Source organism: Methanobrevibacter woesei, assembly GCF_003111605.1.
In the GTDB taxonomy this organism is placed as follows: Archaea; Methanobacteriota; Methanobacteria; order Methanobacteriales; family Methanobacteriaceae; genus Methanocatella; species Methanocatella woesei.
The window spans coordinates 445,618-457,899 of record NZ_MZGU01000004.1; the positions used below are offsets into that span (position 1 = coordinate 445,618).

Below are 12,282 nucleotides of genomic sequence, written 5' to 3' on the forward strand. Positions count from 1 at the left end.
TCTAATTTAAAAATTCAATTTCAAATCCAATAACTGGATATTCAAGAGTGAAATTGGTAATTACTTCAGGTGAAATTTCACCAAAGAATCCTTTAATGGATCCATTACCAGATTTTCCTTCTACATTAGCTACTCTTCCAGGAATAAAGGATGGATTTTCACTATCAGATATTTCCATGTTGTATCCAAGGTTTTCTAAAACAGTTGTCATTGTTGATTTGATTTCTGTAAAGTTTGCAGTTGAATGACAAATTAAAGCAGCTAGTTTTTTAGAAGTTGTAACTTTATTCTCTTTTGATTCATCGAGATATAAGACATCTCCAATTTCAAATATCTTTTGCGGTAAGTCTTCATGTTTGTTGTCTTCTAAAAATTCCATTAAACTGTTGATTAAACTTGTACGAATCATAGTTCTGTCAATAGTTATTGGACGTGCTACTTGAACATGATCTTCTTCTTTCTGTTTCATTTTTTCATAGTGGGATTCTTCACTTGTAAGCATTAAGCTCATTACTTCCTGGAATCCCATTCCAATCATAACTTCACGCATGGTTGCTTCAGAGGTGAACCATTCATGTTCATAAGCTACTGTTGATATGTTTGGTAATTGAGCATCTATTTTTTTAATTCTGTATTGAATAGCTATATTTTCAACAACATCAACTTCATGAAGAATATCTATTCTATATGATGGAATGTATACTTTCAATTCATTATCATCGATTATTTCAGCATCAAAACGTGCTTGGCTTAATAATTGTTTGATTTCTTCAGCAGTTAAATGAGTTCCACCAATTAATTCATTAGCTAAATCAACATGAACATTCTGAACTTGTGGAGTTAAATCAGGAGTTGTAATGGTTCTGTCATCATAAACAACTTCCATGCTTTTTATTTTTCCTCCAACTTCCGCAAATGAACTGCAGATAATATTCAAGGTTTGGTTAACTGCACGTTCATCCATACCAGTTACATCTACAATGATGTTTTCTACATTTTCATTAATTTTAGTTAACTCACCATTAATAATCGGTGGCATAGATAAAATTTGATTATCTTTATCAAGAATTAAAGGATATTTATCAAAGTCTTCTAGGAGATGTGCATAAGCTACACCTTTATCATGTTCAGTTAGAATTTCTTCTGGAGTCATTGGAGCATCTTTTTCAAGAGGAACGAAGCTATTTTCATCTTTTGCAGTAGCTATGTAATTGTATGGTGCTTCAACAACATCTGCATTATGAATACCAATAGCTACTTTTTTCCTGTCCCTTCCAATAACCCAGTGGAGGTTTTCCTGGAAATCCATTACATACTTTAACTTGTCTCCACTAAAATCAACACCTTCAATCTTTGCAAATGCAATGTAAGGTCTTATTTTAGCTACTTCAGGATCTACAATTACTTTTTCTCCAGATTCTTCAACTTCGTATTTTGGAAGGCCTGTTTCCTGATTTAAAAATCCTTTAAAAGATCTTGCAACACCCTCAACAGATAAGTTATCTGGACGGTTAGGGAAGAACTCTACTTTGATTTCTTCGTCATCAAAGTCCTCAATGTCACTAGCCATCATAGGTAAAGTGTCTATAAGTTCATCTTTCTCCATATCGATTCCTAAATCTTTTAAATCTTGATATTTAAATGTAATTACTGGCATAGTATACTCCAATTTCATTTAATTTGATTTTCCATAGCTATACTCCATAGATTGCCATGAAAAAGATTGATTCGATTACAAAATGTAATGCTCTATGTTCTGCTTCATTCATATCAACATTATCTAGTAATAAAGTGTGTGATACATCAATTACAAAGTGTATAAATGCAGCTAAAAATCCAATTGTCGGTGACAAGAACAGGACTGAAATAACTATAAAGTGGAATATTGCTTCAAATAATTCATGTATAATCCAAACAGTAACATTTGATTTAACAGTATTGTGGATAAGACCAGCTAATATTATGTAAAAATCAGCCATAACTTTCCACATAAGTTGTGTGTGGATTAAGTCACTAATAGCTAATGCAACAGCTACATAAAACCATAATAATTCCATTTTTTATCACACTCCTTTTTAGTTGAATCAATTAATAATTAACAATATATAATTTTTTATATATCTTATATAATATAGTTATCTCTTAAAATCTAATTTCTATAATTTAAGATATTACTTTGGGAAAAATAGTTTAGTGGCATATTATTTAAATCTTTAGAATATGTGATTAAAAAGTAAATGGGATTTATAAAATGATTTCATTTAGTATCTCATTTAAACTGGATAAGTCAACAAAATCGACTTTTTTGTTGTAGGTTTCAAGTATCATTGTATCTTCACTTGTTTTTTTATCATTTGATGTTCTTTTAATTTTAATAATAAGTGCTTTCATCATTGTTTTATGGATAAATCCTAATTTAGAATAATCAATAGCTCCTCTTAAATGAAATATTTTTGCATTTTTAAAAATATCTTCATCCAACTGTTTTTTCATGTGGTTTTTTATATTTTTTATGTTCTTTTCATTTTTAGGATCTGCAAGGCCAACAGTAGCAATTATGATTTTCTTACTTTTAATGTCTTTTAACTTTTTTAATGTTTTGGACATTCCATAAACTCCTCCAGCATAGAGGCCACCTAAGTAGATTATCTGGTCATAGTGGTTAACGTTGGCAATTTCTTTAAAGGTTACTGCTTCAATGTTTGTTTCTTTTGAGAGTTCTTTTGCATATCTTTCAGTTGCCCCATAATGAGAACCATAGATGATGATGTTATTCATTAATGCACCTAAATTAATTATTCTTGTTTTCTATTATTAATAATTGGCAGTTATAAATCTATTCATTAAAAAAATTAGAGTTTTTTTTAATTAAAAAACCCTTAAAAATTAAACATAATAGGTATATCCACCTGTTGTTACTGTTCCATGGATATTTCCATCACTGTCCATATAAGAATTAACTTCATAATCTCCAAATTCAGTAGTTCCTTTCTGATGAGCTTCTATGCTTCCATCACTATAAACAGTACCTTCCAAGTCACCAGATCCATGTTCATCTTCATAGGAATAATAAGTATCATAGCCATCAGAACTGCTGCTTACATAATTAGAATAGTCACCTACGGTTACATTATAGGATGTATTGTTTATGACAGTTGTGTCTTCTTTTTCTGGAGTTAAAAAGGAGCTGATTGCACCAATCACTATTAATATAACACAGCAAGCACCAACAAGGGATAATATCTGTTTGGATGTGCTCCAACATTTCCATTCATCTATAAAATTTCCATCTTTAACTAATTTTGTTCCGCATTCATTGCAGAAATTAATATCATCTGGAAATTCTCTTCCACATTTTGGGCATTTCATTTAATATCACTTTAAAACCCTTTGATAATAGCTTAAAAATTAGTATTATCTAGCTATTATTATGTGTATATTAAGTTAAATAAATTATGAAAATTAGATAATTGAAAAATAAATAAAAAGTAAATGTGTAAATTTTAGCAGGGAATTGTCTAAAAAGAGATGTTGATTATTCCTTTTATTTTATTGAAGTCGCTATCAAAACTGATTACCTGATTTGTTTTATATTTATTCATAGTTACTAAGATACAATCACTGAAATTAATGGCTGTATTATAATATTTGTAATATTTTAGAGCTTTTTTGTAGTCATTCTTTGTTAAATAATCTATATTAAGTGTTAACAAATCATTTATAATACTTTCAATCTGTGTAACATTGTATTTATTAAAGCTATTTAGCACTTCTGTTAAAACAGTATTTTTAATTATAGTTGTTTCATTTGATATTATTTTATTCAATTCAATAGCTTTGTCATTATAATTATCATTTTCTAATATTAAAGCTATTAAATAACTTGAATCTAAAAATAACATAATTTAAGACCTTTTATAGCTATTCTTTTTTAGTTCGACACTATTTGTTTTTTCATCAGTTTTTATTGCTCCTGCCAGTCTATTTAATGCAGGGTTGCCTTTAGGGTTGTCGTGTTTTAATAATGCTTCTATTTCTTCTATAGTCATTGTATCACATGGTGTTTTGTCGTTTTTCAATCCTTCTAGGATATACTTGTTTGCAAGCTCATATTGGCTTTTTCCTGTTTCTGCTGCTTTTATTTTAAGCTGTTTTTTTACATTTTCATCTACTCTTATTGTTGTTGCCATGTTTAGTCCCCTTGTTTTTGTATATTAATATATTTGTATACAAATATACATTTTTTTCAAGGGGTTAAACAAGTATGGTTTTTTATTTATTAATTTAAATAGTTAACTTGAACAATTAAGTAAATATTTTTGATTTAAATAAATTTTTATAATTAAAAACAAGATTTTATTTTATTTTAACACACTAAAAATAATATGTAACTGAATAAATAATGAAGAAAAAATATATTTCCAAAAAGTAATTTATCATACTCTTAAAATAGCTATTTTTTACATTAAGCTTTTAAAGTCTAAAATATATAATTAATAATATTATTTTTATTTATTAATTTTGGAGAGAATACATGTCAGATAAAAATATTCCAAAAGACTATGACTTTAATAAAGAAAAGGATTGGGAGAAAAAATGGGAGAAAGATGACATCTATAAATTCCTTGGTGATGGAACAAGACCAAGATATATTATTGACACCCCACCTCCATACCCAACAGGTTCTATTCATTTAGGGCATGTTCTTAACTGGGTTTACATTGATATGAATGCAAGATACAGGAGATTAAAAGGTAATGATGTCTTATTTACTCAAGGATGGGACTGCCATGGTCTTCCAACAGAAGTAAAAGTTGAAGAAACTCACAACATCAAGAAAAATGATGTTTCAAGAGCTAAATTCAGAGAGTACTGTATTGAACTTACCACTGAAAACATAGCTAAAATGAAAGATCAAATGAAATCTCTTGGATTTTCACAGGACTGGAGTCGCGAATTCATTACAATGACACCTGAATACATGAAAAGGACTCAATATTCCTTTTTAAAAATGTATGAACAAGGATTAATCTATCAAGGTATTCACCCTGTAAACTGGTGTCCTCGTTGTGAAACAGCTATTGCATTTGCAGAAGTTGAATATAGTGACAATGAAACATTCTTAAACTATGTAAACTTCCCTCCTGCAAAAGAAGATTCCTATGCAGATATTGAATCATCTAAAGCATCTGGTAAAGAAGCAGATCCATCTGAAGAGGGTGTAATGATTGCAACAACACGTCCAGAATTAATGTCTGCATGTGTAGCTGTTGTAGTTCACCCAGATGATGAAAGATATGCACATCTCCTTGATAAATATGTGGAAGTACCTCTATCTCATCAGAAAGTAAAAATAATTGCTGATGAAGAAGTAGACCCTGAATTCGGTACTGGTGCAGTAATGGTATGTACCTTTGGGGATAAAACTGATGTAAGCTGGGTAAACAAACACAACCTTGAAATCATCGATGCAATAAATGAAAAAGGATTATTAACAAGTGCAGCAGGAAGATATGAAGGAATGGATTTACAAACATGTAAAGCACAGACCATTGAAGACTTAGATGATGAAGGATACCTATTAAAACAGGAAAAAGTAGAACAGAATGTAGGTCAATGCTGGAGATGTAAAACTCCTATTGAGATTTTAGTTAAAAAACAATGGTTTGTAGCTGTTAGCAAGTTAGTTGATCAAATTAAAGATGCTGCAGAAGAAATGAACTGGGTACCTGAACATATGAAAAGCCGTCTCCTAAACTGGGCAGATTCTATGGAATGGGACTGGTGTATTTCAAGGCAAAGAATCTTTGCAACTCCAATTCCAGTATGGTACTGTAAAGACTGTGGAAAAGTAATCCTTCCAGATGAAGAGGACTTACCAATTGACCCAACACAGGACAAACCTAAAAAACCATGTGAATGTGGATGTGAAGAGTTCATAGCTGAAGAAGATGTTTTAGACACATGGATGGACAGTTCCATTTCACCATTATCCATTGCAGGATGGCCAAATCCAGGATATGAGGACAACTTCCCAGCAAATATCCGTCCACAAGGACATGATATTATCAGAACATGGGCATTTTACACAACACTCCGTTGCCTTGCTTTAACTGGCAAAAAACCATTTGATGACATTGTAATCAATGGTATGGTATTTGGTGAAGACGGATATAAAATGAGTAAATCCAGAGGAAATGTAATTGCTCCAGATGATGTAATTTCACAGTACGGTGCAGATCCACTTAGAACATGGGCAGCAAACAGTGTGCCAGGTTCAGATGTAGCATTTGACTGGAAAGACATAAAACATGGATACAAATTCCTAAGAAAATTCTGGAATGCATTTAGATTCATCAGTATGCAAATATTTGATGAAGAAGTTAGCTTTGAAGAAGTTAAAGACAACTTTGGACCATTGGATTTATGGATTTTATCAAAACTTAACAACTTAAATATCAATGTTGATAAAGCATTTGCAGAATACAACTTTGCAGAAACAATAACATCAATTGAAAGGTTTATCTGGCATGATTTCTGTGATGAGTATATTGAAGCTGTAAAATACAGATTGTACAATGATGAAATATCTGATGAATCAAGAAAAGCAGCTAAATACACTCTCAGATGTGTAATTGAAACATCATTAAAACTCTTAGCTCCAATTGTACCATTCTTCACAGAAGAAGTCTACCAGTACTTTGGAGAAGGCGAATCAATCCACACCACTTCATGGCCTGAAGTAAATGAGGATTTAATAAGTGCAGATGCAGAAGAAAAAGGAGCAGCAGCTATTGAATTAATTGATGAAATTAGAAGATTCAAGTCCTCTGCAAAAATCCCATTAAATGCAGCTCTCAGTGAAGTGTCTGTCTATACTAATGATTCACTTAAAGATATCTTTGAAGAATTCTCAGATGACATTAAAGGAACCTTAAAAATTGAGAATTTAGCTATTAAAACAGGAAAACCTGAAGTTCATGAAAAAATAGTTGAAGTAACTCCTGACATGGCTCAAATAGGACCTAAATTCAAAGGGGATGCTGGTAAAATCGCTGGCTACTTAAACACTGCTGACATTGAAGAAATAGCTAGTGCATTGGAATCAGCTAGTGAACTTGACATTGATGGATTAGTAGTATCTGAAGATTTACTAAACATCAAAAAGGATATTGTGGGTGCTTCTGGTAAAAAAGTAGATATTATCCAATCAGAAGAACTTGATGTAATTTTAGAAGTAATGAGATAATTTACTTCTACTTTTTTCTTTTTTTATTTTAATATATTTATATTGTTATTAAATTGTTTACAAATTTTTAAAATAAATTTATTTTTTCATAGTTTTTAGTGATTTTATTGGATTTTTATTAAATTTTTCATTTAAAATATTTTCTTTGTTTAATCTTTTATTTTATTTTTTGAATAGAATTATAAAGTTATTTAGAAAACTTTATTTAACTTTGTTTACAACTTAGTACTATATAATAGTTTTTTTAACTTTATTCTGAGAAATAAATTTTCTTCACTGTTAATTAAACTGTTTTTATATTATCAATTAATAAGGAGAGAATATGATAAATAATGAATTGGAAATAGTTAAATTCTCTTCATTATTGCATGATATTGGAAAATTTTATCAAAGAGCAGATAATGTTCGTAGTGGAAGCAAAATGTATGATTCTAAATACGATAAGTTAACTGCTGATGATTATGGACAAAATGGAGCTCATGGTAAATGGTCTGCAGATTTTGTTCGTGGTAGCTATGGTGATGAAATTGAAGATTTAGTTTTGCATCATCACTTACCTTCTAAATCTATTAATCCAAAATTATGTGGTATTGTTCAAAAAGCAGATCATCATTCCTCTGCTGAGAGAATAGCTAGTGATGAAAAACAAGAGGTTTTAGATACTCCATTAATCTCTATTTTTTCAAGAATTGCATTAAATAATTCTGAAACTGATGAGTATTATATTCCTTTAGAAAAACTTGATTTAAATGATTCACTTTATCCTAAAGAGACAACAAATCAAGCAATGGATGGATGGAATTTAAAACCAGATTATGAAAGATTATGGAATGAATTTATAAATGAATTTAAGTTAATTGATGCAGAAAACTTTGATACAGTTCTTGCATTATTAAAAAAATACACATCAACAATTCCTTCAGCAACTTATTTATCTGAAAGTGATGTTTCTTTGTATGACCATGCAAAAACAACTGCTGCTCTAGCAACTTGCAGATATCTTTTTGATAGGGATAGTGAAAATAAATTAACTAAAAACGATGATCAGGAATGTTATCTTGTTGTTACTGGTGATATATCTGGAATACAGAAGTTTATTTATAGAATTTCATCCCCACAGGATGCTCAAAGCGGAATGAGTAAAAGGTTAAGGGGAAGATCTCTCTACATAACTTTACTTGCTGAAAGTATTGTGGGACATTTAATCAATAAATTAAATTTAAACTCATCTAATATCCTGTTCTGTGGTGGAGGAAGATTTACTATAATCGCTCCAAATACAAGTAAAACTATTGATGTTATTGAAGAATTTAAAGAAAAAATCAACCTATTTTTCATTGAAAACTTTAACAGTGAATTGTATTTGTCTTTGGTTTATGAGGAAGCTTCTGGTGTTGATAAAGATAAAGAAAAACTTGATTTGAAGAACTTCGGTAAAATATTGCAAGAATTGAATTCTAAACATTTTGAAGACAAGAAACATAAATTCTCACAAAATCTAGAGGATGTCTTTAAGATTGAAGATGTTAGCTATGATGATTTATGTGTTGTCTGTGGAAAAGGAATATCTGGATATAAAGATGATGATAAGAAAATCTGTGCTGAATGTGCAGCTCATGAAGAACTTGGTCAGGCAGTAGCTAATTCAAGATATATGGTTAAATATGAAAATGATGGTGAAATTGAAGGGTCTAACTTCTTTATTGATTTGTTAAATATTGGCTACATCTTCAAAAAGAGTAAAAAGGATGTAATTAAACTTGTTAACAAATATCCAGAGATTTCATTTACAGTTTATATATTGAATAGCACTGATTTCACATATTTGATAGATGAGGTCACCTCTGATAATGTATCCTTTGACTTTAAGTTTTTAGGAAACAATGTGCCAAATATCAAAGGTCAGCCATTGTACTTTGAACACTTAGCTAAAATTAGTAAAGGAGCTAATAAACTTGGTGTTTTGAAAATGGATGTTGATAATCTAGGTAAAATCTTTTCAAATGGATTTAATCATTTAAATAAGGACAATAATTTCTCAAGTATTTCAAGAGTTTCTTCTCTAAGTTTTTATCTGGATTTATTCTTCTCAGGTTTAATAAATGAAATTCTCGATGAATTTAAAGTATTTATTGCCCCTTGTGATGATTGTGCTGATAAATTCGATGAAATCGAACTTGAATTTGAAAGGGATGAGGATACTATAATTAAAAAATCTGTCTACAGGCCTAAAGATGGTGCAGAAATCTGTGATAAGTGTATTGAAAATGCAGTTTCAACTATTTATGTTAATTATTCTGGAGGGGATGATTTACTAGTTGTAGGTCCTTATGATGATATAATTAAGTTTTCAGAAAGTTTTCAGTCTAAATTTAAAAAATGGACAGCAAATAATGATTCAATAAATATATCTGCTGGAATTAATATTTCAGGAGCAAAATTCCCAATTGGAAAAGCAGCTATTCTTGCTGATAATAATCTTGAAAAGTCAAAAGAATGCGGAAGAAATAAAATCACATTATTTAATGAAATCTTATCTTGGAAATCAAATGGTCTTCAGAAAGGATTTTATGATTTATTGGACTTTGCAGAAGAATTGGAATCTTATGCTGAAAGTAAGAAAGTATCAAAAAGTATTGTTTATTCACTGCTTAAGATATGGGAATCTCGTTCTAATGTTAAATCAATTGAAGTTAATAATGAAAAAGACTGGCATAATAATGTTAATGAGAAAATATCTAAAAAAGCCTATGTGCCACTGCTTAAATATAAATTAAGACTTATTTCTGATAGAACTCTTAGAAATGAACTAGATAAGAAAACAATGAAATTCATGCCATGGATTAAAGTCCCTGTATCATGGGTTAGCTTAAGGTTAAGGTGATTGTATGGCTTCATATAGGAATCAAAATAAAGACAATGGTGAAATGAAAAAAATTACAGATGAAATCAAAAATTGTAACATGTTAAAAGATATTGGAATTAAAAAATTTGTAGATGTTGATGATGGATATGCTTATGTAGTTGCAGAAAATTCTAAAAATTTAAAAACAAACCAATTAAGGAAATTCTTTGCAGCTATTCGTAAAATAGAACAAAAAAATTCTTGGGATGAAATTGAATCTGAATTCTATTTAATAAAGCCAAGGATGGCAGTTTCTGTTGGAAGGAAAAAAATGCCAAAACCATTTTATAAGTTAATCATGACATGTATGGAAAAAGTTGATATAGGTAGTGAAGAAGAGAAAATGGAAAATTTAAAGGTATTTATTGAATTTTTTGAATCAATAGTAGCTTATCATAAATATTTATATGGTGAATAGGTGATTGTTAATGTTTAAAGAAAATTATGTAATTAATGGGGAAATTGAGTGTAAAACAGGTCTTCACATTGGTGGATCCGATGATTCCATTGATATTGGTGGAAGTGACAATCCAGTTATAAGGGATGCTATTTCAGGTCATCCATTTATTCCAGGTTCTTCACTAAAAGGAAAATTAAGATCTTTACTTGAACTCTATGATAAACAATCAGCGGATAGTGTAATTAAAAACAAAGGTAAAGTTGCAACAGATCCTGATTGCTTAAGTTCTAAATTATTTGGTATGTCTGCAAGTGAAAGTGGTGAAAAATATCCAACTAGAACCATTGTAAGAGATGCTTATCCTACTGATGAAACTTTAAAGTTATGGGAGACTAGTGATGAGATTTTAAAAGGAACTGAACGTAAATACGAAAATACTATTAATAGAATCACTTCTAAAGCCAATCCAAGAAACATTGAAAGAGTTCCAAAAGGATCTAAATTCAATTTTGAGATTATATTAACTGTTTATGAAGATGATGATGAATCCAATTTAGATAATCTTTTAGAAGCAATGAAACTAGTTGAAGATAATTATCTTGGTGGAAGTGGAAGTAGGGGATCTGGTCAAATAGGATTTACTAATATCACAATCGCTAAAAGAAGTAAAGAATATTACACTATAGATAACAATGAAGAAATATTAGTTGAATCTTCTAAAACACTTAATGAAGCAATTGACAAATTAAATGGAAATTAAAGGAGATATAACAATGTTGGTTTATATTAAACCTTTATCATTATTTCCTAAATTACATTCAGACACATTATTTGGAGCTATTATTTATTCAATAAGTGAACTTTATCCAGATAAAGTAGATGAATTGCTTGATAGCTTTAGAAATGGTGAACCTCCATTTGTTCTCACTTCAACATTTCCTTTCATATATTCTCAAGATGAAAAAGTTAGATTTTACCCAAAATTGATTTTAAATAATAAAAAATCAAATGAAGTTAAAAATAGGGATGTATTAAAAGAATTTAAGAAAATTGAATACTTTGAAGAAGAAATTTTCTTTAACTTAATTCATGGTGAAATTTCAGAAAATGAAATCTTAAATAATTTTGATAGTTATTATAAATCTGGAAATCTTTTAATGGGGAAAGAATATTCAATTGATAATAGTCAAAAAAGTAACATTCTCCCTAACAATAGTGTAAATAGATTAACTAATGAAACTGAAGGAATTTTTTACAGTGAAGGAGATAATTTTATGAATAGGGGGTTATTTTTCTTTGTTGAATTTTACAATAATGAATATGAACCTATTCTTAAAGGAGCTATTAAATTTCTAAAAGATAGAGGTTTTGGTAGAGATATATCTACTGGAAAAGGACAATTTGTCTATGAAATCGAAGATGTTAATTTAAATGATTTAGCTGGAAATAGTGATGGAGGTAACTTTATTACTCTTTCAAGATTCATTCCAATAAATGAAGATTTAAAGAGAATTAATGAATATTCGTCATATGAAATTGACTCAAAAAGAGGAAGAAGTGCTTCTGGTGAAATAAGAAAAGAGGTAAAATTCTTTAAAGAAGGTTCTACTTTTCCGGATTATCAAAAATTTTATGGTAAAATTGTAGATTCTGGTAAGATCAATCCAGCTGTTGAATATGGTTTTGCATTTCCATTAAAATACAATATAAATAATTTGGAGGAATAAA

11 protein-coding genes are annotated in these 12,282 nt (G+C 29.5%); 5 read left to right on the forward strand and 6 right to left on the reverse strand.

All coding sequences use genetic code 11. The features are described from left to right. Position 1 precedes the first annotated feature (1 nt). The 6 genes from pheT to MBBWO_RS04860 all read right to left on the reverse strand — a co-directional run bounded on the left by pheT (position 2) and on the right by MBBWO_RS04860 (position 4,190). Positions 2-1,657, reverse strand: coding sequence for a phenylalanine--tRNA ligase subunit beta (gene pheT, locus MBBWO_RS04835; protein ID WP_116669748.1), 1,656 nt, complete (start codon positions 1,655-1,657; stop codon positions 2-4). Positions 1,658-1,694: 37 nt separating this feature from the next. After that, positions 1,695-2,057, reverse strand: coding sequence for a hypothetical protein (locus MBBWO_RS04840; protein WP_116669749.1), 363 nt, complete (start codon positions 2,055-2,057; stop codon positions 1,695-1,697). A 187-nt stretch (positions 2,058-2,244) separates the two neighbouring features. Continuing rightward, positions 2,245-2,778 carry a flavodoxin domain-containing protein gene (locus MBBWO_RS04845; protein ID WP_116669750.1) on the reverse strand — a complete coding sequence of 178 codons (534 nt, stop codon included), beginning with the start codon at positions 2,776-2,778 and terminating at the stop codon, positions 2,245-2,247. A 108-nt stretch (positions 2,779-2,886) separates the two neighbouring features. Continuing rightward, entirely contained in the window at positions 2,887-3,369 is a 483-nt protein-coding gene (locus MBBWO_RS04850) for a zinc ribbon domain-containing protein (protein WP_116669751.1), read from the reverse strand. Between the two features lie 149 nt (positions 3,370-3,518). Further along, positions 3,519-3,902, reverse strand: a complete 384-nt coding sequence (locus tag MBBWO_RS04855; protein WP_116669752.1) for a PIN domain-containing protein — start codon at positions 3,900-3,902, stop codon at positions 3,519-3,521. Between the two features lie 3 nt (positions 3,903-3,905). Next, positions 3,906-4,190 (reverse strand): hypothetical protein, encoded by a 285-nt coding sequence (locus tag MBBWO_RS04860; protein WP_116669753.1) that lies wholly within the window; start codon positions 4,188-4,190, stop codon positions 3,906-3,908. A 344-nt stretch (positions 4,191-4,534) separates the two neighbouring features. On the opposite strand from MBBWO_RS04860, the gene MBBWO_RS04865 reads away from it, so the two are divergent. The 5 genes from MBBWO_RS04865 to csm4 all read left to right on the forward strand — a co-directional run bounded on the left by MBBWO_RS04865 (position 4,535) and on the right by csm4 (position 12,281). Then, entirely contained in the window at positions 4,535-7,249 is a 2,715-nt protein-coding gene (locus MBBWO_RS04865) for a valine--tRNA ligase (protein ID WP_116669754.1), read from the forward strand. 322 nt (positions 7,250-7,571) lie between these two features. Next, positions 7,572-10,133, forward strand: coding sequence for a type III-A CRISPR-associated protein Cas10/Csm1 (gene cas10, locus MBBWO_RS04870; protein WP_116669755.1), 2,562 nt, complete (start codon positions 7,572-7,574; stop codon positions 10,131-10,133). A gap of 4 nt (positions 10,134-10,137) precedes the next feature. After that, positions 10,138-10,572 (forward strand): type III-A CRISPR-associated protein Csm2, encoded by a 435-nt coding sequence (gene csm2 / locus MBBWO_RS04875; protein ID WP_116669756.1) that lies wholly within the window; start codon positions 10,138-10,140, stop codon positions 10,570-10,572. A 10-nt stretch (positions 10,573-10,582) separates the two neighbouring features. Next, complete coding sequence (gene csm3 / locus MBBWO_RS04880; RefSeq protein WP_116669757.1) at positions 10,583-11,314, forward strand: type III-A CRISPR-associated RAMP protein Csm3; 732 nt, start codon at positions 10,583-10,585, stop codon at positions 11,312-11,314. Positions 11,315-11,327: 13 nt separating this feature from the next. Then, complete coding sequence (csm4, locus tag MBBWO_RS04885; protein WP_116669758.1) at positions 11,328-12,281, forward strand: type III-A CRISPR-associated RAMP protein Csm4; 954 nt, start codon at positions 11,328-11,330, stop codon at positions 12,279-12,281. Position 12,282 lies beyond the last annotated feature (1 nt).